Origin of the sequence: Brevibacillus sp. FSL K6-2834, assembly GCF_038592925.1 — a bacterium.
Lineage (GTDB): Bacteria > Bacillota > Bacilli > Brevibacillales > Brevibacillaceae > Brevibacillus > Brevibacillus borstelensis.
This window is the reverse complement of record NZ_CP151945.1, coordinates 5,478,456-5,499,637: the sequence shown is the minus strand read 5'-3', so window position 1 is coordinate 5,499,637 and position 21,182 is coordinate 5,478,456. Positions and strand designations below refer to the sequence as shown.

Sequence of the window (21,182 nt, the reverse complement as noted above, 5' to 3'; positions counted from 1 at the left end):
CTCCATGCTGCTTGAGAGGAAAACAAAAGCTGACGTTTGCAAGCTAGTTTGCATACGTCAGCTTTTTCCTTTTCCGCTGCAAATGGTTGTACCTGTATAGCAGAAGCTGGACTGGCTGTAGCGGTGTTGTCCAGGTAAGTTGGCTTCGGCGTTATGCTTATAAAGAAAAGTGGCTCCCTTTTATGAAGCGGCCCCATTTATAAAGGGCGGGATACAAACCGCACGGCGCGGCTGATCAAGCCCGGCAGCACCGAAACATGGCCTTCTCCCTCATACTCCTTGTACTCGGTGCGAATCCCGCAGTCTGCCAAGGCGGAAAGACGCTCTGCAAGCTCCTTTGCATTCTCGTTCATGCGGCTCTGGTGGCCCTTCTCCAGCTCTCCTACCGCGATCATGATGCCGATGTCGCCGACTGCCTGCTGCTTTGCAAGGGAAGAGAACTGCTTCTCGGCTTCCAGCAGAAAGGCCTTGTTCCAATGGATGGACGGACTGCCGGCGATATAAGTCTGGAAGGCCTGCGGACGGGTGAACAGGACTTGCAGGACAAAAAGACCGCCAAGAGAGTGCCCGAAGATGGCCTGTCTGCTTTTATCGACAGGGCAGCGGCTTTCAATCTTCGGCTTGAGCTCCTCCTCGATGAATGTCAAAAAGGCTTCGGCGCCGCCATGCTCCGGCCATGCGGTCCCATCGGGCCGAGGAGGCAGCTCGGCAAGGGGGCTTGGCATCGTAAAATCATAAAAGCGGGCGGGCGGAAACGGCGCTTCTTCAGGATAGCCGATCCCGACAATAACCGCCGGAAAAACGCCCGTCTTCTCGGAGCGGCGGGACTGAATGCGTACGGCCTCCGCCATCGTGGCGAACAAGGCGTTGGCGTCGAGCAAATAGATCACCGGATACCCCGAGGGTGGCGGAGCCTCGCTTGGCCTGTAAATGAGAATGCGATACTCCCGGCTGCTGACGCTGGAGCGCATGGCGTACTGTTCGGTTTGGGGAAGAAAGACCCCGCCTCCGCCTTCCCACACGTTCACTTCTTCAAGCTCCTTTTGCTGGCTCTCCACTGTATCTACTTCCTCTCGCAGTATTTTTTTCGGACTCAACGGCTTTTTTTTCTGGAAAGCAAAAAGATGAAATAGGGAACACCGATGATCGCAATGACGATTCCGACCGGCAATTCGGCCGGGGCAAAGAGGAGCTTGCCAATCGTGTCGGAGACCAGCACCAGCGCCGCTCCGACCAGTCCGCAAACAGGAATCATGTACCGGTGGAAATGACCGACCAGGCGCTTCGCGATGTGGGGAGCCATCAGTCCGATAAAACCGATGCCACCCGACACCGAAACACAGGCGCTCACGATGCCGATGCTGCACAGGATGAGCATTGCCTTTTCTTTTTCCGACGAAACACCGATGCCGATGACGATGTCTTCGTCCAATTTGAACACATCGAGGATGGCCGACTTGCTGACAATGACGGGAATCAGACAGACAAGCCACGGGAGGATGGAGGCGATATATTTCCAGTTGGCGTTGTAAATGCTGCCCGAGTTCCAGACGACGGCCATCTCAAAATCGCTCGCGTTCATCTTCAAGGTCAGAAAAAGGGTGAGCGCACCGAGCCCGGAACCGATCGCAATCCCGGTCAAAAGCAGGCGCTGCGTCTCCAGCCGCCCGTCTTTCCAGGCAAAAAGGTAGATCAGGAGGGCCGCCAGAAGACCGCCAGCCAATCCGAACAGCGGCATGGTCAAAATCGCCGTCCACCCGGTTCCCTTTACCTGTCCCTGATAAAAAAACAGAAAGATCACCATGGCCGCGCTTGCCCCCGCATTGATTCCCAAAATGCCGGGATCTGCCAGGCCGTTTCGCGTAATTCCCTGAATGACCGCTCCGGCAATGCCAAGCCCGATTCCGACCAGCACGGCGATGACGATGCGCGGCAGACGAAACTCAAGGATGACCAAATCATGTTCCGGCTGCGGGTCGATACGCAAAAGCGTCCGAACAATATCCATCACAGTCATATCGAAAGAGCCGTTCGTCAGGCTGATATAAGCAGCGGCCAGAATCACGCCGATCCCGGCGGCCAATACGGCAGCGTAACGGCCTTTGGAAGCATTATGCACGCTTTTCGCCCCCTCTTGTCCGGATCAGATAGAGAAAGAAAGGGACGCCAAGCAAGGAAGTGACCACGCCAATCGGCATCTCGTACGGATAGTTGACAAACCGGCTAAGCACATCGCATAGCGCCAGAAAGATGCCGCCAAGCACCCCGGAGCACGGGATGATCCATCTGTAGTTGGCGCCGGCCAAAAAGCGGGCGATATGGGGAACGATGAGTCCCACAAAGCCGATTTTTCCTGCCAGCGCTACGGATATGCCGGTCAGGATGACCACGCTTCCGGTAGCCATAAACTTGATAGCGGTCGTTTTTTGCCCGAGGTTGACGGCGATCTCCTCTCCGAGAGACAGGACCGAGATGGACTTGGAGAGCCAGATCGCTGCCAGTATGCCGACCACCGCAAACGGGACTGCCAGCTTGACCAGCGTCGGGTCCAACTGGTGAAGCCGGGCGTTGTACCAGAAGCTGATGCTTTGCGACACCTGAAAGTAGGTCGCCACAGCGGTAGCCACGCTGCTCAAAAACGTGCCGATAATCGTCCCCAGAATCGCCATGCGCACCGGGGAGAGCCCCCCCGGCAGCAGGGTGGACAGTGTGTAAACAAGAAAGATGCTGAGGGCCGATCCTATAAAGGAAAAGAGAATCATCTCCATCGAGGACGAGTTGGGCATAAACACCATGCAGATCGTGATGGCAAAAGCCGAACCGTCGGTCACCCCCATAATGGAAGGCGACGCCAGATAATTTCGTGTAATCCCCTGCATGATCGCCCCTGAAATAGCCAGGAAGGCCCCGATCAACAGGGCCCCGATTGCTCTCGGAAATCTGGAGTGCATGATAATCTGGTGATTGACATTGCCCGGATCAAAATGGAACAGCGCATCGCGAATCGTATCCACATCAATCTCCTTGGCCCCATAAAGGACTGACAGCAGGATCGCAAGGACGATGAGAACCGGCGAGCTCCCCAGGATCAGGGCAGATGCAAGCTTGTTTGAACGCATCGTATTCTGCTCACTTTGTCTGCTGGATGCCACTGTCTTTTACCGCCTTGAGGAAGGCCACTTTGCTGTAGGCTGTGCCGCCCTGGGCAACCGGGTCTACGATATTCACGAAGAGATTGCCGTTTTTAACGGCGTTGATGCTCTTCCAGATCGGGTTGTTTTGCAACTCCTCGAAAACCCGGGGGGTGTCTTTGTTTTCGCTCTCGGCAAATTGGACGAACAGATAATCCGGATTCATCTCGGACAGCTTTTCAAGGGAAATGAGATGCTGTGCCTTCGCCTGCTTGACCTCCGCAGGAGCTTCCGCACCGAGGTCGGCGTAAAGGGACGGGTTGAAGAATACGGATTCCGGATAAATAAACGTGCTGCCTGCCCGGACGCGAATGGCCAAAACCTTTTTGTCTTTAAAGATCGGCCCGATTTTTTCCTTGAGCTCCTGCACTTGTTCCTTGTAGGTTTGCAGCACCTGCTTGGCCTTGTCTTGCTTTCCGGCAAGCTCTGCCAAGAGGTTCAGATTGGCTTCCCAGTCTGTCGATATATGGGAGACCGGAATGGTAGTAGCGACTTTGTTCAATTTCTCGATGGTTTCTGCCGGGAATTTGGTGCTGGCCAGAATCACATCCGGCTTCAGCTTCAAGATCGCCTCGATATCCGGCTGTGTTTTCTCCCCGATCCCTACGGTTCCTTCGGTAATCTCGGCGAACATCGGAGCGAACTTGCCTCCGGTCGTCATCGCCCCAACCGGCTTCACGCCAAGCACGAGAGCATCCTCCATTGACTCGACCGATCCGGTGATCACAATCCGGTCGGCGACAGCCGGAACCGTGTAGTCTTTCCCGAGATATTGGATTGTCCTTGATTCGGCGGTAGCGTTTGCCGGATTGGCAGCAGGCTTGCCGCCAGCTTCCTGGGCCACGGCAGGGCTTGTCGATGAACCGTTTGCCGTTGTCGCCGCCTTGTCGGCTCCGCATGCCGCAAGCGCCGCTGCCATCAGGGAAACGAACAGTACCGCACAATATTTTTTGAGCATCGTTGCTTTTCTCCTCTCCAGGAAATGCGTTTGATAATCATTCTCAACAATGAGTATAAACCAGCTCCCGCGAACGGAACATGGACTATATCCGGAAATCATTTGGACGATCTCCATGCAGCCGCATCAAAAGGTCGTCCACCATTCGGTCGCAGGCATAGGCGGAGTATTCTCGCCACGGGTCGGAGGAGATGAGATGCACCCGGTTCTTGCGGACGGCCTTCAAATCCCGCCAAACTGCGGACGATTGCAAATGGTGCCATTCCCCAAGCGATTCCGGCTCCTGGCAAACGTTGACCAAAATATGATCGGGGTCCAGATCGGCCAATTGCTCCACGGAAATGGCTTGCCGGTGTTCGTCAGGACGCGGGCCGGGAATGACGTTCAGCATCAAATCGCGGCGGAGGACATCCATCATCCCGCGAGCCGGAGATACGTAGAAGCTTTTTTTGTAGATACTCATGGCGAGCACTTTGTCATCCTTCAGTTCCCGATGTAGCCGCTCCCTGGCGGACTTTGTCTTTTGGTCGTAGCTGCGCAGCCAGCAGTCGGCTTCATGCTCCGCCCCCAACAACTGGGCCGTCAGCTTCAGTTGATCCCGCCAGTGCATCCCCGCTCCGGGTATGTAGAGGACCTGCGCGATTTGCTCCAGCTCTTCCCGCTCCCTGGTGTGCAGGCTGTCCTTGTCGCACACGATGATATCCGGCTTGGCATGGACAAGCATTTCCATATTTGCTTCCCAGTCCCGGTTGAACCGATAGGCGCTCAGGTGCAGCGGAATTTCCGCCCGATACCGCCGATGATAGTAATGCGTCCATTTCGGGTGAAGCGGTGCGGCGTAGGGCGTGATCTGCAGCGCGAGCAAATGTCCGAGAATGGACGGAGTATAGGCAACGATTTTCCGGCGGCGGTTTTTTATGTAAATGCTAGGGGAAACTCCTACCACTTTCTTGAACTTTCGGCTAAAGTAGAACTCGTCGCTATAGCCTACCTGGTGGGCAAGATCGCGAAGCCGAATACCGGATTGCAGCATGAGCCGTTTGGCGTTGTTGATCCTCACCTCTGTCAGGTAGTCAATGCAGCTTTTTCCGTACGTCTTTTTAAACAAGTCGACAAAGTACTTCGGACTGATGTCGGCCATGCGGGCCAACTGTTCAATCGTCAGATTCTGCTGGTAGTGAGCTTCGATATACGTCTTGATGCTGTCCAGCGTTGTTCGCGGGTCCCGCTCGGGGAGAAGCCGGATCTTTTTCAGCAGCACATACATCAGCTCCAAAAACGCCGATTGCCCGCGAAAATGTTCCAACGGTTGGTCGCTGCGAAAACAAGCGGTAACCAGATCGCACAGCAGCAAAGCCTTGGGCTCGGGGTAAACCGGCACCTCGCCCGCCAAGGGGAAGACACTAGCGGTCTTTGTGTCTTCCAAAACCGCGAATCTGACCGCATATAGCTCGACTTCCTTTTCAGACTCGGCAAACACCCCGATGGTTTGACCGGGATAAGCGAAATGAATCGCATCCGGGCGCAATCGGTAATCGTGAAAATCGATCATCAAACGCCCCTCTCCGGCTTTGGAGACGAAGAGAATATGCGACTCGATGAGCTGTTGTTCCATCCTGCCGACGCGAATCAGTTCGGCGCTCTGCAGCTTCAGCCACAGGTCGTTTAAAATGTTTTGGACAGATTGTGTATGGTCAGGGGTATATTCCAAGCTGGAAACCTCCAAATTTCAATAATGATAATCATTATCACTACCTTACGTTAGCATAGACGCACTTTTATGGTCAATTGCCAGTAGACAGTTTTTGCAAACGAAAAAAATTTTTCGGATACGGTCACAAAGTGCGATCGTTGATTGTTATAGAAGGGCAAAAGGGGGTGAAAAGCTCTTGGATAAAGAGCAAATCGAGCGGCTTGTCGTGGAGATCAAGGCCTCCGGTTCGCTTGAAGGGTTCGGAATGGTCATTGAGCAATTGCAGCAGCCTATTTTCACCTACTGCTACCACATGCTCGGGCATCGGCAGGAGGCGGAGGACGCGGTTCAGGAGGTTTTCATTAAAGCCTATGAAAACCTGGAAAAGTACACGGAAGTGGTTTCCTTTTCCGCATGGGTTTACAAGATTGCCTATCATCACTGTCTTAACTTGATCAAGCGAAAGCGGATTTACCGCCTGGTTCCCTTTTTGAACAATCGGGTGCCGGCGGATGACCGAGAGGAAGGAGCAGCCCGGGTGGAACAGGGCCAGTTGAGCGCTCCCCTCCATCGGGCGTTATCGACTCTATCCCCGGAGGAACGAAATTTGATCCTTTTACGGGTAATCGAAGAAAAAGGCTATGAGGAGTTATCTGTTCTTTTCCAAGAAAAGCCGGCAACCTTGAGAAAACGATACGAGCGGGCAATGAAAAAGTGCAAAAACCAACTAATTTCGCAGAAAGGTGGGGAAATGAGTGAAGCGTTCAGACTCATTCGATGAAGTCAAACAGCTGATAACGGATACACCAGTTCCCCAGATTGATGTCAAGGATCAGGTGCTGGATCGTTTGCGCGAGCGGCAAAATAAAAAGGAGGAATTTCGAGTGAAAAAAAGAATGGGATTGATCATTGCGGCGTGTATGGTATTCAGTGTGACAACAGCGTATGGGGCGGTAAAAGTGTACGAGTTGAAAAATGAAAAAGGCGAAGTCGTATCGCAGATCACCCACACGACAGCAGAACCGGGAGAGGGTCAGCATAAAACCTACAGCCAATTGTTCAATGAAGTCCGTGAATCTGTCAAACCGGGCAATGCTGCTGCGGTCTATATCGTCCCGGACAATCCGAATAAGATCGTGAGCTTCTTCCAGATCCCGATTACCTCGACTGACCGGGCAGTAATACAGAAGGAGGCGGGAGACAAGTTTACTTTCCCGGCCGAATTGGCAGGCGGTTTCACGTTTAAAGATGGTTCGGTTCAACACGAAGTCATTCGTGACTACAACAAGGAAGACTTTTATAAAGAGGCAGAGGAAACAAAGAAGGATGTCATCGTAAAAGAACTGAAGGTGGAACCGACATTCCAGCTGATAGCAGGTACCTATTCCAATAGCAAAGGTGACGTTACGGTAAGAATCGAGAACTTTGAAAAAGTCAAGTATTCTGCCGCGGAAGCAGGCCCGGACGATACTGTGGAAAATGTAAAAGTAGGCGGCCAGGAGGCCCTTTACCAACTGACTAATCTCAAGGGAGAAAACGGAAGTGTAGTAAGGGTTGACAAGTCCATTCAATTTTACAAGGAAGATAAAAAATTGATGGTCTTTGTATCGACTTCTTCCCCGGACATTGCTAAGGAAGACTTGCTCGCCATCGCGGAAAAGCTCGTGAAATAATCTCTCCTGACCCAAAATTTTTACAAAACCAGTTCGCGATCGTGGACATCATCAAATGGCCAAACAGCGATCTGGAACAATACTGCATGGTCTATCAAAAAACATAGAAAAAAGGGGCTTTCCCTCATGTCTGAAAAGACGAGGGGAGCCCCTGTTTGCGTATCGCATAAAAAAACTGCCTCACAGGTTCGTTGAGGTAGTGGAGGGTATTGCTATAGCCAGTGATAAATTACCGATGAATGGCCTGCATCAATAGGGCGGATGCTTCTTCTGTTGCAATCCCTTTGACGAGTTCTACTTCGCTGATGAATAATTGCTGTGCCTGATCGAGCATAAGCTTGTCTCCTGTGCCGAGCACCTTTGTTCTCGAGATCCAGGTCAGATCGCGGATGACTTCGGCCTCCTCGTAAATATCCCCGCGTTTGATCTTCTCCATATTGATGCGGTGTCTCTGGGCAGCGGTGACGCTCAAGTCAGGCTCTCCCTCGTTCAGGGCGACAAAAGCAGCTTCCAGTGTATGCTCTTCTACAATCGGGCGAATGTTCAGATCGTCCATCTTGTGCAGCGGGACCATGATTTGCAGTTCTCGAAGCAACATGTCCAAAACAAAGTATGGCTGTTTTTCGCCGAGAAATTCTTTCTCAACAATGGCTTCGATCACTCCGGCTCCGTGGATCGGATAAAAAATCTTGTCGCCAATGTGAAACATAACCCCACCCCCGATCTTGTAATACATCTAGTATAACACAAATTTGATATTCGGTAAAAATAAATAATCTTACCACATGAAAATATTTTATGTCAATAATGACTTTGGGTGCTTTCCGAGCCGTTTCTATGAATTTGCCTGTGAATGCGGTAAGATGGGAGAAAATCATGCAGGAAGGGGTGACGGGTATGCTTTCATGGACAGGAGAAAGGATTATCCCCAAGCTGCTAAAGCCGACAAATGGCATGCTGCTGGAGCACATCGCCCGCTATTATTTCGCCACTCCGTACATCCGCGGAAGGGTGTTGGATTTGGCATGCGGCACTGGATATGGCTGTCATATGGTGGCCAAGGACCGAAAGCGCGAAGTCACCGAGATTGTCGGGGTGGATATTGATCCGGAAACGGTCGAGTATGCCAATCGGGAGTACAATCACCAAAAGGTTGTCTATCAGCAGGGCGATGCGCTTGACCCGCACCTGCCGGAAAAGCTCGGGATGTTTGATACGATCCTCAGTTTCGAAACGATTGAGCATGTAGCGGATGACGTTCGGTTCATGGACCAGCTTTATCGTCTGCTGAAGCCGGGCGGGACGCTTGTTTTGTCCAGTCCGTTCGGACGGGGGAGAGGCATGCCGACCAGCGAGCCTTTTCATGTCCATCAGCTGACGCCGGAAGAGTTCCAGGAGCTGTTTGTCCGTTTCTCAGATGTAGACATCTACTATCAGCGGGGTGTTACCTTTGAGAAGCCGAGAAACGGCGTTCGTTATTTTATCGGAGTGGCGGTTTGCACGAAGTGAGGATGTTGGGTTGAGCTTGTCGACAGAGCAGGTTCAAAAGAAGGCTGTAAGACAAGGAAGGATACAGACAACTGGAGGTTTTGCGAACAATGGCAGACAAAGCGAATCAACCGCTGCCAACCAGCCTGGCGGGGCAGCAGCGAAAAAACATATATCCGGGACTTGAGGTCGAGATCGTTCTCAAACAGGATCAACGCACCGGAAAGACGACGCGGGGGATCGTCAAAGATCTTCTGACCAATTCTCCGGCTCACCCGCACGGGATAAAGGTTCGCTTGCAGGATGGGCAGGTCGGCAGAGTGAAGACGATCGTGTCCTCTGAAAAACAATGACAAACGGACGCGGAGGGGCGTTCGTTTTAAAGAGAGGCCGGACGCTTCTCTTTTTTTTTGCCTGGAAGTGACAGAGAGTGTGCCATACAGAGAGCAGACTCATAGGAAAAAAGGGCCGGATCGGTTATAGTACAAGAGAGTGCATCCGTTTTCCCGGCCTTCGACAGAGGCAGAAATAAAAGCAAAAGACAAAAGAGTGACAGGAGGACAAGCCTGATGCTTTTCATCGACAATCAAAACATAACCGACCCCAGGATCAATCTGGCCATCGAAGAATACGCATTGAAATATCTCCCCGCCGATCACGACTACCTGCTTTTCTACATAAATGAACCGTCTATTATCATCGGCAAGAACCAGAATACGGCCGAAGAGATCAATGCCGACTATGTAGCCAAGAACGGCATTCACGTCGTCCGCCGCCTGTCCGGTGGAGGGGCTGTCTACCACGATCTGGGCAATCTCAATTTCAGCTTTATCACCAATGACGACGGGAACTCCTTTCACAACTACCGCAAGTTCACGGAGCCGGTCGTAAAAGCGCTGAACGAGCTGGGCGTCGAAGCTGAACTGACGGGACGCAACGACATTCAGGTAGGGGAGCGGAAAATTTCCGGCAACGCCCAGTTTTCCACCAAAGGGCGCATGTTTACGCACGGGACCCTGCTGTTTGACTCCCAGATGGAAAATGTAGCCTCAGCCTTGAATGTGAACCCGGAAAAGTTCAAATCCAAAGGGGTAAAATCGGTTCGCAGCCGCGTGGCCAACATTTCCGAGTTTTTGCGTGAGCCGATGAGCATCGAACAATTTCGGCAGCACATTCTCAACTCGATTTTTGCCGGATCACAAGTGCAGCAGTATGTACTGACTGAAGCAGACTGGAAACGCATCGACCAGATCTCGGCGGAGCGCTACCGGAACTGGGACTGGAACTACGGCAAGTCGCCGGCTTTCAACGTCAAGCGGGTGAAGCGGCTTGGCTCAGGGACCTTCGATGTCCGTCTGTACGTGGAAAAGGGATTGATCAAATCTGCCTCCGTCTATGGAGACTTCTTTGGCTTGGGCGAAACTTCGGAGTTTACGGACAAGCTGGTGGGTGTAAGGTATGACCGGGAAGCACTGGAGCAGGTGCTGGATACGTTGGATCTCGCGTATTATTTCGGGCCGGTCACCAAAGAGGAATGGCTGGAGATGGTGCTGTAGCGAGGAGGGGCGGCAATAGCCCGAGTCCTGCCGCATGGGTGCTGTATCATACTCGAAGCAAGTGAACGTCTTAAAAAAGCGGAAGGCTCTTTCCCGGCGAAACGTGTGTCGAGGAAAGAGCCTTTTTTGCTTATTGGGCACTTGGAGTTGGTCCCATGCCTTCGGACCGTGTGCCTCAGTTTCTTCCGGCCGGTCTCTCGCAGCAGTCGGTCATACCTGCATCAGCAGAGCATCCAGACGTTCTTTTTGCCGCAGGTGGTGGCGGTAGTGCATCTCTACGATGGCGAACCACTCCGTCGCATTCAAGTGGCCAAAGGCTGGATGGGGAGCCGTAAAGACGGGAGAAATGTCAGCCAAAACCGGCTCCAGCTCGCGCATCTTGCTAAAAACCTGGCGCAATCCTTCTGCAAGCTGCTCCTTGCTCTCCGGCTGCGGAGGCGTATATTCCGGGGAGGCCGGGACACGAATGCGCACAGGAGGGAGGCTGCCTTGGGCAAATACCGCTTGCCCTGCTTCCGTTTTTTCTCCTGGCGTATCTCCGCCTGACAAGGACTCGCTGCCAGCTTCGCCGTTTGCGGCTTCAATCTGCTCGCTCTGCGCTTTGAAGGTATCCACGTGGCGAAGCTGCATGAACAGGGCGGCGCGGATCAAATGCATATACATTTGTCCGAGCGACCATTCGTCTTCACTTGGTTTGCGGGTGAGCTGCTCCATATCATAGCGGTCCAGTTCCCTCACGTACAGCTCCGTGATTTCCTCCATTTTTTTCAACGTCTCTTTCGTATTCATAAGCATATCAGACAGCTCCTCTCGTTTTCTCGATCTACTCTCCTTACTATACGAGAGCGCTCCTGACAGCAGTATGTCAGTAGTGTTTCAGCATGTTTTCGATTTCTTTACGCACGTGCAGCCGAAACGATTCCGGCTCGACGACCACCGCCTTGCTTCCCCAACCGAGCACCCATGGCAGCACTTCCTCGGGCTGCCGGACCCGGAGCGTGACGAGCAGGCCGTCCGGATGGTCCTGAATAGCGTCTATATAATAGAAACGCGATTCCCTTGCCTTGTCGGAAACGTCATGCGCAATGCGGACAGTGATTGTCATAGTTCGGTCATCTGCCGGGGTATAGTCCTGCAGATTGAAATCGGGAGGCCGCACCGCTTTTTCATCCAACAGGGTAAGATCACGCATTCGCTTTACGAGAAAACGGCGGATGTCCGCCCGCAGCTCGCAGTACCCGAGCAGTCCCCATGAGCCGTTTACGAATACCAAGCCATAAGGAGCGACGGTACGGAGGTTTTGGCGATTTCCATCTGCTTCAGGTAGCTTTTTCGTATAGAGAAACCGCACTTTCCTTTCCTCTTGTATTGCTTGACGGAGCAATTGCAGCATCGTCCGGGAATCGGCATCTGCTGCCGATTGGGCGGTGAGCAGTTTCATGCCGGATCGCGTCTTCTCCACTTCCCGCTGTACAGCTTGGGGCAGGATCGCTTCGATTTTTTTGCGCGAGGCTTTCGCTTTGGCGAGATAGAGCGGATCGAGCTGCTGTTCGACGAAGTCGAGTCCGAGCAGCAGGGTTACCGCTTCGTCCGCCGAAAAATGAAGCGGCGGCAAAAAGTAGCCCTCCATCAAGGAATATCCCTGCCCGGGAGCGCCGACAATCGGAACGCCAGCCTCTGACAGCGCCTGGACATCGCGGTAGATGGTTCTTACGCTTGTTTCGAAAATGGCTGCCAGATCTTCGGCACGCAATGTTCCTTTACGCTGCAATTCGAGTACGATGGCGAGCAGGCGGTCCGTCTTGTTCATCGTGTTCAGCTTCCCTCCGCAGGTGATTTTCCTTCACTGTAATCGGTTGGTCGGCGTCTGGCAACTGGGGCTCTTTTTCTTTCCAATGGGTACAGCCCGAAAGGCCGCTGATCGGGCTTTGGTGGAGGAGATGAAAAAGCAGAAAAACGCTCAAGGTTCGGTGGGACACTGCTAGGTGGATTCACTGTCCGGCTCCACTCCAAAAGCGGAACCGCGTCCAAAAGCAGCGACTCAGGGAGCTTCTCAGAGTTGGACGCTAAAAGCGTGTTCCGCTTTCTCCGCTCCGCCTGGGAGGTGTCCCAAAGACCTTCGCGTTTTTCTGCTTTTTCATCTCTACAGCTTTGGGGTTCGTTTTGACATTTTTTCCGGTTAACCAAAGGGGGAAAAGATAATCGGAAAAAGGAACGGAAAATGAGTCTGAACCTGATTTCAGAGAGGTTACCTAGAAAAGACGTTGGTCGGGCTTTGGTGGAGGAGATGAAAAAGCAGAAAAACGCTCAAGGTTCGGTGGGACACTGCTAGGTGGATTCACTGTCCGGCTCCACTCCAAAAGCGGAACCGCGTCCAAAAGCAGCGACTCAGGGAAGCTCCACAGAGTTGGACGCTGAAAGCGTGTTCCGCTTTCTCCGTTTCGCCTGGGAGGTGTCCCAAAGACCTTCGCGTTTTTCTGCTTTTTCATCTCTACAGCTTTGGGGTTCGTTCAGACATTTTTTCCGGGTAAATCAAAGAGGGAAGGATAAAGGACAGAGGAATAAGAAATGAATTCCGAGTCTGAATCAGAATTGCAACCTTATTCTTATTATGCAAGCGTCCACCTTCTTCGCCATCAGATCATATCTCAACCATCGGATAAGCCGTCATCCTTGAACACTTCAGACTCCCTTCTCATCCTGAGTTTCCTACAAAATCCGTTACCTCCCTTAAGACTCCCCAAGCAAAAACCCGAAGCAAACCCCCTACTCGTCAAAGAAGCATGTTCCCAGACGAACGCCTGTGGAGCCCTGCCCAGCTTCGCAAGCAATCGCGGGGAAACAAAGCGCAACCTATGAATAAGCGTCGAAGCTGCGCGTCGTTTTGCGCTTTCCCGCGATTGCTTGCGAAGCGGACAGTTTAGCTTCCTCGCAGGGCGGAGCCGAAGTGAGTCTGGGAACATGCTTCTTTCCCTGCAGTCCCGTTGCTTATACAGGTTTTCACGACAGCAACGGCTATCCTCATAAAGCAGGTACACACCAGGATAAAGCCAGGATAAAGCCTCAGAATAAATCCCCCATTCCGAATGATAAAGTTTCGCATCGTCTATTATTTGTGCGAAAATACGAATGTTTACTTGCCCGAAGACAAGATCATATGTATAATGAGGACAATGAATATACCTGAACATCGCTCTAGCAGGTGATATCATGAGCCTACTGGACTCGAATGAGAGTAAAAAAAAGCTGAGCCATATCTACAACGAGATCTCCAAGGAATTATTCGGATTTGGCACAACGCTCTTGCGAGTGGAGATTGACAAGCAGATCATTACCTTTCAAGCCAAGCATCGCAGGTCGCCTCGTTCAGCAGCGTTGGAAGGTGAAGCCCCAACGCTCAAGCTGGAAGTCGATTTCCGGATGTCGCTTTTGTACAAAAAGAGACTCCGCGAGCGGCTGGAGGAAGAGATGGGTCTGCGCATTGAGGCAGTCTTGCGGGATTATGATGCACCGACGTTGTGGGCGATCACCAATGTGATTTTGTTGGAGTCGCCATAATCGAATACGTGAAACCGCCAGTGAACGGATTATCCCTTTTGATCTATCTTAAGAGATGACCGGAGCGTGGCTGAAACGGGCGTCACTGTTCTTTGTTTACAAAGAAAAGTGCTCTTGTTAGAAAGCAAGTTTTCTACCAAGGGTACTTTTCTTTTTCTATTTGGCAAAAAAATACAAATGGCAAGGCGGTGAGACTGCAGCGCAAGATAAACAAGCGAAATGAAGCAAAACAAAACGTAGAAAAACGCAGCCGAGCGAACCCAAACACAACTGAAGATTAGCAAACAGGACAATGATAAGCATTATTTTGTTTTTTTTTACTAAAAAACAATTAAAAAAACGAACGTATTTTGATGTTATTATATTAATGTTCGATTTTAGTGAATAACGCAATGGGTGGAGGAATATAGCGATGAAGAAAACGAAACTGTTTGGTGGCTTTCTGACCATTTCCCTGTTGTCCGCGGCTTTGGCCGGATGCGGCGGAGGAAACGGACAAGCGGAAAACGGAGCAGCAGGCGGTTCAAACAAAGGCGAACCGAAAAAGCTGGTTATCTCTACGTGGGGCTTCTCCGAGGACTTTTTCCGCAAAGAAGTGTACGAGCCGTTTGAAAAAGAACACAACGTAAAAATCGTCGTGGAAATCGGAAACAATGCGGAACGACTCAATAAAATCCGCCAGGGCAGCTCGCAAGTAGACGTCATCTACCTCTCCGACTACTATGCTCAGCAGGGCATCGATGCCGGTCTGTTTGAAAAAATCGACCGCAGCAAGATCCCGAACATTGACCAAATCTACGACATCGCCAAAGCGCCGCTGGGCGAGGACTACGGCCCAGCCTATACCATCGGCCAATTTGGCATTGCCTATAATCCGACCGTCATCAAGACCGAGGTGAAATCCTGGAAAGACCTGTGGAATCCGGAGATGGCCGGCAAACTGACACTGCCGAACATCACGTCGACCACCGGTCCAATGCTGCTGGACGCTGCTTCAATTGTAGCGGGCAGCGAAGCATTCGATGAAGACAAGGCGTTTGCCAAGGTAAAAGAAGTGAATCCGGGCGTCGTAAAATACTACGACAAAACTTCCGAATATGTGAACATGTTTAGCCAAGGCGAAATCGCAATCGGTCCGATCATGGAAATGTACTTCAAGGACATCCAGGCTGCCGTACCGGAAGCAAAATTCGTATCCCCTGAGGAAGGCGGCTACGCGGTCATGAACACCGTGAACGTCGTCAAGGGAAGCAAGAACAAAGAGCTGGCCGAAGCGTTCATCAACTGGCAGCTGAGCAAGGAAGTCCAGGAAAAATCGGCGAAAGCCAAAGTCGATTCTCCTGTAAATACGAACGTACAGCTTTCCGACGAGGAAGCAAAAGGCGTCACCTACGGTGCAGAGGTCATCGGCAAGCTGCGCAAGCTGGACATGAAGGCCGTAAACGAGCAATCCAAAGCATGGATTGACCGCTGGAACCGGGAAATCGCCCAATAGATCGCTAAGACGAAAACAAGGGTATATCACACACATATGCCCTTGTTTTTCTGTCAAAAGGACAAGTAAACGCTGGCAATTGTACATGCCAAAGGAGGACCCTGCCGTGAAAGAAAAAGTCATCCTCGATGTCGATACCGGAATTGACGATGCCCTGGGCATCATGCTGGCAGTCAAAAGCAAACGCTTCGATATTCTCGGGATCACGACGGTGAACGGAAATGTGTCGCTGGCAAAAGCGACGGAGAACACCTTGAAGGTACTGGAGTTTTTGGGCGTGGAGAAGGAAATTCCGGTGATCCGTGGAGCAGACCGTCCTGTACTCAGACCGACCTTTTTTGAACACCGGGTCCATGGAGAGGACGGGCTTGGCGGAGCGCTGCAGGACGTTTCCGTGAAGACACAAGCAGCAGTCGGCTTTGCCCCTGACTTCCTGATCGAGAACGTGCTGCGCCATGACGGAGAAATCACCTTGATCATGACGGCGCCGCTGACCAATCTCGCATTGGCGGTGCGGAAATGTCCGGAGATCGTCCGCCATGTAAAAGAAGTGATTGTGATGGGCGGCGTGGTCAAGGATTTCGGAAACGTTACCCCGACGGCGGAGTACAACATCTACGTCGACCCCGAAGCGGCCAAGATCGTCTTTCACGCCGGATTCCAAAGGCTCACACTCGTCGGTCTGGACGTGACGCGCAAAGCGTTGTTGACGGAGGAGCATATCCGCCAGCTTGGAGACACTCCTGTCGGCCAATACGTGAAGACAAGCACGGCTGATTACATGCAGCGCTACTTTGAGAGGAATGGCGTACGTGCATGTGCCCTGCACGACCCGCTCGCAGTCGGGGTCGCGCTGCAAAAAGACCTGGTAGGGACCCGGAAGCTTTTTGTGGACGTGGAGACCCGGAGCGAGCTGTGCGACGGCCAGACAGTATGCGATTTCCAAAACCGCTTGTCCAAAGCGCCGAACATGGACGTTTGCCTTGAGGTAGATTCCAAAGCGTTTCTCGACCTATTTATCCGCACGCTGCAGTCGTAGCGAAATCAGGAACAGGAGTACATGTGATGAAAAAACTGGGTTTGTATTTGTTGCTGCTGCCTGGACTGCTGTTTTTAACGCTGTTTATGGTCATTCCCATTGCAATGACGGTACTGTCTACGTTTTTCCAGGAAGGAAGCTTTACGCTTGAGGGCTATCTGCACTTTCTCGCCGACCCGTACTTCCTGAAGATCTTGTGGACAACCTTGCAGGTAAGCGTGGTAACGACGATTGCATGCATTCTGCTGGGCTTCCCGGCAGCCTACTATATCTCCAAGCTCGGACCGCGGAAAAAGGGAGTTCTGCTCGCGCTGGCGATCTTCCCGCTGCTGACCAGCTCTGTCGTCCGTTCGTTCAGTTGGATGATCATCCTTGGGAAAAAGGGGCTGTTGAACAGCTCGCTGCTTTCGCTGGGGCTGATCGAAAAGCCGCTGGAAATCCTCTATACGCCGAGCGCCATGATGATCGGCCTGATTCACCTGTTTCTCCCGCTGATCATCATCACACTGGTAGGGGTCATGGAAAATATCGATCCAGACCTGCTGAAAGCGGCAGAAAGCCTGGGTGCATCCAAGTTTACGGCGTTTCGCCAGGTGATCGTTCCTTTGAGTGTGCCGGGCTTGATCATCGGCAGCATTCTGGTCTTTGTGGGCAGCCTGACCGCCTACACGACACCGGCGCTTCTCGGAGGGAAGCAGCGGGTGATCTCGACGTTCCTTTATCAAAACGCGATTACCTTGAATGACTGGCATATGGCCTCCGTGATCGCCACGATCATGATTGCAATCACCTTTATCGTGATCGGGCTGATGAACAAACTGGCTACGAAACTAAATCCGAAGGGGTAAGAGGCATGCGGGAGAAAAATCGAGGGCTCGCCCTGTTTACGTTTTTAATCTTTCTCTTTTTGCTCGGGCCGTTGCTGATTATTTCGGTTACCTCATTCGAGCCCGGCACGGTGTTGAAATTTCCGCCTCAGGGTTTCTCGCTGAGATGGTATGAAAACATTTTTGAGGTAGAAATGTTCATGGAGACATTTAAAACCTCCATGATTGTGTCGCTGGCGGGAAATTTGCTGGCTCTGGCTTTGGGCATCCCGGCCGCTTATGCGCTGAGCCGCTTTCAGTTCAAGGGGAAGTCGCTTCTAAACGGCGTCTTCATCTCTCCCGTTCTGATTCCGGGAATCGTCATGGGATTTGCCATGCTCAAATACGTCATCATCACGTACCAACTGCCGATTTACGCGGGCCTTTTGGTCGGGCACACCGTATTGATGCTCCCGTTTATCATCCGGGTTATCGCATCCAGCCTGTCCAACTTTGATTTTGCCATCGAAGAGGCCTCGCTCAGTCTTGGGGCCGGACGGCTGGAAACCTTCTTCAAAGTCGTACTCCCCAACATTCGGTCGGGGATTATCGCGGCGGTCCTGATCGCTTTTCTCGAATCGTTCAACAATGTCGACATTTCCGTGTTCATGACGGGGCCAGGGGTCAGCACACTGCCGATCCAGATGCTGACGTACGTGGAGAACTACTTCGATCCGACGATCGCCGCCATCTCGGTATTGCTCATGATCATTACGGCTATCTTCATGTTCATCATTGAACGTCTCATGGGTTTGTCCTACTTTACCAAACGATAATGGAGGCATCAATTCATGGCATTGCTCACGCTGGAAAACGTATCGGTCGCCTATGAAAATCAGAACATCCTGGACAATTTCAGTTTGAATATCGAAAAGGGCCAGCTCATTTCACTCCTTGGTCCGAGCGGCTGCGGGAAAACGACGACACTGCGGCTGATCGCCGGGTTCCTGGAGGCCAAAGCGGGACGATTCCTGTTCGACGGCAAGGATTATACCCGTGTGCCGGTAAACAAGCGCAACTTCGGCTTTGTCTTCCAGAGCTACGCGCTGTTTCCGCACCTGTCCGTGTTTGACAATGTCGCGTTTGGACTTCGGCTGCGAAAGGTCAATCAAGCCGAAATCGACCAGCGCGTCCGCCACATTCTCGATGTTGTCAGCCTGAACGGTTTTGAAAAGCGCTTCCCCAAGGAGCTTTCCGGGGGGCAAAGGCAGCGTGTGGCGATTGCCCGCGCACTGGTCATACAGCCCGATCTGCTCCTGTTTGACGAGCCGCTGAGCAATCTGGACGCCAATCTGCGGGTAAACATGCGGGTGGAAATCCGCCGCATCCAGCAGGAGCTGGGCATTACGACGGTTTATGTGTCCCATGACCAGGAGGAGTGCTTCTCCATCTCCGACCAGGTGGCGATCATGAACAAGGGGATTATCGAACAGCTTGACGATCCGGCGACTATTTTCAAGTATCCGCGGACGGAGTTCGTCGCCCGGTTCATCGGCTTCAACAACTTCATCGACTTTGGCGAAAGAACGGAGCAGGACGGGGAGATCCATTTGACTGCAGGCAGCCATACGTTCCGGGCTGCCAAAAATCCGGGTACAGCCAACCATTCCGGGAAAAAAGGGGCGATCCGTCCGGACGACCTGGTGGTCAGCGCGGAAGAACCGGCCGATTCGGTACGAAATGTGTTGAAGGGCAAGGTGAAAGTAAGCACGTTTTTGGGCAGAAGCTATCAGTATGTCGTGGAGACCGACCTGGGCGATTTTACGGTCAATCAGGAAATGGATTCCCCTTATAAAGCAGGCCAGCCGGTCTATCTGATGTTTCCCAAAGAAAAGCTGGTTTTGGTCGACTAATCGTCAGCAGACAGGAGGGGTATCCATGCAGGTTGATCTGCTCATCTTGCAGGCAAACGTATACAACAGTTATTTCAAACGGTTCACGAAAGGCAATGTCGCCGTTCTGGACGGACGGTTTCTCTATATCGGGCAGCGCGGCGCGGAAAGCTTTGAAGCCAGGGAAGTGATCGACGCAAAAGGGCGCTACATGATTCCCGGCTTGGTCGATATCCATCTGCATATTGAGAGCACGATGGTGACGCCGGAGACCTTTTCGTTTGGACTGATTCAAAACGGAGTGACGACGATCGTTCCCGAGCCGCATGAGATGGCCAATGTGTTTGGCATCTCTGGCATCCGGGAGATGATCCGGGCAAGTCAGAACTGTATCGTCGATATGTTTTACGCGATTCCCAGCTCGGTGCCGGCGACATCGATGGAGACGACCGGAGGGGCTGTGGAGATCGAGGACATCGACGAGCTGCTTCGTTCCGAGCGGATTATTTGCCTCGGCGAAATCATGAACTACGTCGACGTGATCACCGATCCGGATTGCAAGACCAATCGCATCCTGGAGCATATCCGCAGCCATTACCCGGATCTCGTCATCGAAGGCCACTGTCCGAAGCTGCTCGATCTCGACCTGCACCGCGTCATTTTCGCCGGTGTGGATTCCGATCACACCCACCAGACATTGGAGGGGATGGAGGCCAGAATGGCAGCGGGCATGTTCATCGAGATTCAGGAAAAGTCGATGACGGAGGAAGTAATGAGCTACCTCGTCACAAACGACGTATCCGAGCTGTTTTGCTTCGTCACGGACGATGTGATGACTGATTCGCTCTACCATCGCGGACATCTTAACCACATCGTCAAAAAGGCGATCCAGATGGGGATGGAGCCGGAGAAGGCGATCTATGCCGCCACGTTTACCCCGGCGAGAAGGATGAAGCTGCTCGACCGCGGAGCCATTGCGCCAAACAAGGTAGCCGATTTCATGCTGCTGTCCGATCTGCGCGAGCTGGCGATTGATGAGGTCTACAAGAATGGGAAAAAGGTATACGACAAAAATGAAGCATATCGCCAGCAGGTAGTGCCCAATCAGTTCCCGGCCCATTTTTATCAAAGTGTGCAGCTTTCGCCACTCACCGAGGAAGACTTCAAGGTGCGCATGGATGCGGATGCGGCCGATGGACGATACACCGCCCGGGTCATGCTGGTAAAAGACGGCTCCACCTTCACCGAGGAGCATCACGCCCCGGTCGACATCCGCGGGGGAGAGCTCTGCTGGCAGGAGAGCGGCTACGGTCTGATCGCCGTATTCGAGCGCTACGGCAGGAACGGCAACCGGGGCTACGGCCTGATCGGCGGCGACACCATCAAGCGGGGAGCTGTGGCCACTACCTACTCCCACGACAATCACAATTTGCTCGTAGTTGGGCACAATCCGCAAGACATGGTGATGGCAGCCAATCAAGTCATCCGCAACCAGGGCGGCTTCTGTGTGGTCGACAACGGAGAGGTGCTGGCCAATCTGCATTTGCCTGTAGGCGGGATTTTGACCGAGGAACCGCTGGAGAAGACGGCCAAAGAAGTGGAGGAGCTGCGCAAAGCGATGCTGTCGCTCGGCTATCGACACTACAACCCGATCATGTCCATCAGCACGCATTCCTTGCCGGTCAGTCCGGCCCTCAAGCTTACGGACCTCGGATTGATCGATGTAAACCAGGGCAAGGTTGTTCCGCTGCTGGTCCAGTAAGATTGTCAATACGGAACGAGAACGAATATAAACGGTATAACAAAAAACGGCCGCTGTATAGAAGACAGGGC

General features: G+C 52.5%; 20 protein-coding genes. 12 read left to right on the top strand and 8 right to left on the bottom strand.

Annotated features, from left to right (window positions below; translation table 11 throughout):
* Positions 1-197 precede the first annotated feature (197 nt).
* The 5 genes from NST96_RS26490 to NST96_RS26470 form a co-directional block, all read right to left on the bottom strand.
* Positions 198-1,028: an alpha/beta hydrolase gene (locus NST96_RS26490; RefSeq protein WP_031932497.1), complete on the bottom strand. Its 831-nt coding sequence runs from the start codon at positions 1,026-1,028 to the stop codon at positions 198-200.
* Between the two features lie 65 nt (positions 1,029-1,093).
* Positions 1,094-2,119 (bottom strand): iron ABC transporter permease, encoded by a 1,026-nt coding sequence (locus NST96_RS26485; protein WP_342405104.1) that lies wholly within the window; start codon positions 2,117-2,119, stop codon positions 1,094-1,096.
* Positions 2,112-3,119: an iron ABC transporter permease gene (locus NST96_RS26480; RefSeq protein ID WP_342405103.1), complete on the bottom strand. Its 1,008-nt coding sequence runs from the start codon at positions 3,117-3,119 to the stop codon at positions 2,112-2,114. The genes NST96_RS26485 and NST96_RS26480 overlap by 8 nt, the downstream gene beginning before the upstream one ends.
* 10 nt (positions 3,120-3,129) lie before the next feature.
* On the bottom strand, positions 3,130-4,149 hold the full coding sequence (locus tag NST96_RS26475; RefSeq protein ID WP_003388680.1) for an ABC transporter substrate-binding protein: 1,020 nt from the start codon (positions 4,147-4,149) through the stop codon (positions 3,130-3,132).
* 85 nt (positions 4,150-4,234) lie between these two features.
* On the bottom strand, positions 4,235-5,860 hold the full coding sequence (locus tag NST96_RS26470) for an AraC family transcriptional regulator (RefSeq protein WP_342405102.1): 1,626 nt from the start codon (positions 5,858-5,860) through the stop codon (positions 4,235-4,237).
* A gap of 178 nt (positions 5,861-6,038) precedes the next feature.
* Here NST96_RS26470 and NST96_RS26465 point away from each other — a divergent pair, with 178 nt between their 5' ends.
* Both NST96_RS26465 and NST96_RS26460 read left to right on the top strand, forming a co-directional pair.
* Entirely contained in the window at positions 6,039-6,623 is a 585-nt protein-coding gene (locus tag NST96_RS26465) for an RNA polymerase sigma factor (RefSeq protein ID WP_122958014.1), read from the top strand.
* Positions 6,598-7,515 (top strand): hypothetical protein, encoded by a 918-nt coding sequence (locus tag NST96_RS26460; RefSeq protein WP_003388676.1) that lies wholly within the window; start codon positions 6,598-6,600, stop codon positions 7,513-7,515. The genes NST96_RS26465 and NST96_RS26460 overlap by 26 nt, the downstream gene beginning before the upstream one ends.
* A 229-nt stretch (positions 7,516-7,744) precedes the next feature.
* Here NST96_RS26460 and NST96_RS26455 read toward each other — a convergent pair whose 3' ends face one another.
* The gene (locus NST96_RS26455) at positions 7,745-8,224 is read right to left on the bottom strand and encodes a CarD family transcriptional regulator (protein WP_003388675.1); all 480 of its coding nucleotides are present in this window, start codon (positions 8,222-8,224) and stop codon (positions 7,745-7,747) included.
* Positions 8,225-8,412: 188 nt separating this feature from the next.
* Between NST96_RS26455 and NST96_RS26450 the strand changes: the two genes are divergently transcribed.
* The 3 genes from NST96_RS26450 to NST96_RS26440 all read left to right on the top strand — a co-directional run bounded on the left by NST96_RS26450 (position 8,413) and on the right by NST96_RS26440 (position 10,559).
* Entirely contained in the window at positions 8,413-9,024 is a 612-nt protein-coding gene (locus NST96_RS26450) for a class I SAM-dependent methyltransferase (RefSeq protein WP_024983015.1), read from the top strand.
* A gap of 125 nt (positions 9,025-9,149) precedes the next feature.
* Entirely contained in the window at positions 9,150-9,356 is a 207-nt protein-coding gene (locus NST96_RS26445) for a YwbE family protein (protein ID WP_024983014.1), read from the top strand.
* A 216-nt stretch (positions 9,357-9,572) separates the two neighbouring features.
* Positions 9,573-10,559, top strand: a complete 987-nt coding sequence (locus NST96_RS26440; RefSeq protein WP_003388672.1) for a lipoate--protein ligase — start codon at positions 9,573-9,575, stop codon at positions 10,557-10,559.
* A gap of 210 nt (positions 10,560-10,769) precedes the next feature.
* On the opposite strand, the gene NST96_RS26435 is transcribed toward NST96_RS26440, so the two are convergent.
* Together NST96_RS26435 and NST96_RS26430 are read right to left on the bottom strand one after the other, a co-directional pair.
* Positions 10,770-11,348 carry a DinB family protein gene (locus NST96_RS26435; RefSeq protein WP_171506143.1) on the bottom strand — a complete coding sequence of 193 codons (579 nt, stop codon included), beginning with the start codon at positions 11,346-11,348 and terminating at the stop codon, positions 10,770-10,772.
* Positions 11,349-11,424: 76 nt separating this feature from the next.
* Positions 11,425-12,369 (bottom strand): YafY family protein, encoded by a 945-nt coding sequence (locus NST96_RS26430; RefSeq protein ID WP_171506139.1) that lies wholly within the window; start codon positions 12,367-12,369, stop codon positions 11,425-11,427.
* 1,400 nt (positions 12,370-13,769) lie between these two features.
* Between NST96_RS26430 and NST96_RS26425 the strand changes: the two genes are divergently transcribed.
* The 7 genes from NST96_RS26425 to NST96_RS26395 all read left to right on the top strand — a co-directional run bounded on the left by NST96_RS26425 (position 13,770) and on the right by NST96_RS26395 (position 21,111).
* A complete protein-coding gene (locus NST96_RS26425; RefSeq protein WP_003388668.1) occupies positions 13,770-14,117 on the top strand; it encodes a hypothetical protein in 348 nt (115 codons plus the stop codon).
* 412 nt (positions 14,118-14,529) lie between these two features.
* Positions 14,530-15,612, top strand: a complete 1,083-nt coding sequence (locus NST96_RS26420; RefSeq protein WP_003388667.1) for an ABC transporter substrate-binding protein — start codon at positions 14,530-14,532, stop codon at positions 15,610-15,612.
* Positions 15,613-15,718: 106 nt separating this feature from the next.
* Positions 15,719-16,651: a nucleoside hydrolase gene (locus NST96_RS26415; RefSeq protein WP_024983009.1), complete on the top strand. Its 933-nt coding sequence runs from the start codon at positions 15,719-15,721 to the stop codon at positions 16,649-16,651.
* Positions 16,652-16,677: 26 nt separating this feature from the next.
* On the top strand, positions 16,678-17,499 hold the full coding sequence (locus tag NST96_RS26410; protein WP_122958016.1) for an ABC transporter permease: 822 nt from the start codon (positions 16,678-16,680) through the stop codon (positions 17,497-17,499).
* A 5-nt stretch (positions 17,500-17,504) separates the two neighbouring features.
* On the top strand, positions 17,505-18,293 hold the full coding sequence (locus tag NST96_RS26405; RefSeq protein ID WP_003388662.1) for an ABC transporter permease: 789 nt from the start codon (positions 17,505-17,507) through the stop codon (positions 18,291-18,293).
* A 15-nt stretch (positions 18,294-18,308) separates the two neighbouring features.
* On the top strand, positions 18,309-19,370 hold the full coding sequence (locus tag NST96_RS26400; RefSeq protein ID WP_024983008.1) for an ABC transporter ATP-binding protein: 1,062 nt from the start codon (positions 18,309-18,311) through the stop codon (positions 19,368-19,370).
* Positions 19,371-19,395: 25 nt separating this feature from the next.
* Complete coding sequence (locus NST96_RS26395; protein WP_003388660.1) at positions 19,396-21,111, top strand: adenine deaminase C-terminal domain-containing protein; 1,716 nt, start codon at positions 19,396-19,398, stop codon at positions 21,109-21,111.
* Positions 21,112-21,182: the final 71 nt, after the last annotated feature.

Excerpts from the sequence above, each read along its gene's own strand:
- NST96_RS26480 (WP_342405103.1), bottom strand. The coding sequence starts at position 3,119 with ATGCGTTCAAACAAGCTTGCATCTGCCCTGATCCTGGGGAGCTCGCCG.
- NST96_RS26475 (WP_003388680.1), bottom strand. The coding sequence starts at position 4,149 with ATGCTCAAAAAATATTGTGCGGTACTGTTCGTTTCCCTGATGGCAGCG.
- NST96_RS26455 (WP_003388675.1), bottom strand. The coding sequence starts at position 8,224 with ATGTTTCACATTGGCGACAAGATTTTTTATCCGATCCACGGAGCCGGA.
- NST96_RS26450 (WP_024983015.1), top strand. The coding sequence starts at position 8,413 with ATGCTTTCATGGACAGGAGAAAGGATTATCCCCAAGCTGCTAAAGCCG.
- NST96_RS26440 (WP_003388672.1), top strand. The coding sequence starts at position 9,573 with ATGCTTTTCATCGACAATCAAAACATAACCGACCCCAGGATCAATCTG.
- NST96_RS26435 (WP_171506143.1), bottom strand. The coding sequence starts at position 11,348 with ATGAATACGAAAGAGACGTTGAAAAAAATGGAGGAAATCACGGAGCTG.
- NST96_RS26430 (WP_171506139.1), bottom strand. The coding sequence starts at position 12,369 with ATGAACAAGACGGACCGCCTGCTCGCCATCGTACTCGAATTGCAGCGT.
- NST96_RS26425 (WP_003388668.1), top strand. The coding sequence starts at position 13,770 with ATGAGCCTACTGGACTCGAATGAGAGTAAAAAAAAGCTGAGCCATATC.
- NST96_RS26420 (WP_003388667.1), top strand. The coding sequence starts at position 14,530 with ATGAAGAAAACGAAACTGTTTGGTGGCTTTCTGACCATTTCCCTGTTG.
- NST96_RS26410 (WP_122958016.1), top strand. The coding sequence starts at position 16,678 with ATGAAAAAACTGGGTTTGTATTTGTTGCTGCTGCCTGGACTGCTGTTT.
- NST96_RS26405 (WP_003388662.1), top strand. The coding sequence starts at position 17,505 with ATGCGGGAGAAAAATCGAGGGCTCGCCCTGTTTACGTTTTTAATCTTT.
- NST96_RS26400 (WP_024983008.1), top strand. The coding sequence starts at position 18,309 with ATGGCATTGCTCACGCTGGAAAACGTATCGGTCGCCTATGAAAATCAG.
- NST96_RS26395 (WP_003388660.1), top strand. The coding sequence starts at position 19,396 with ATGCAGGTTGATCTGCTCATCTTGCAGGCAAACGTATACAACAGTTAT.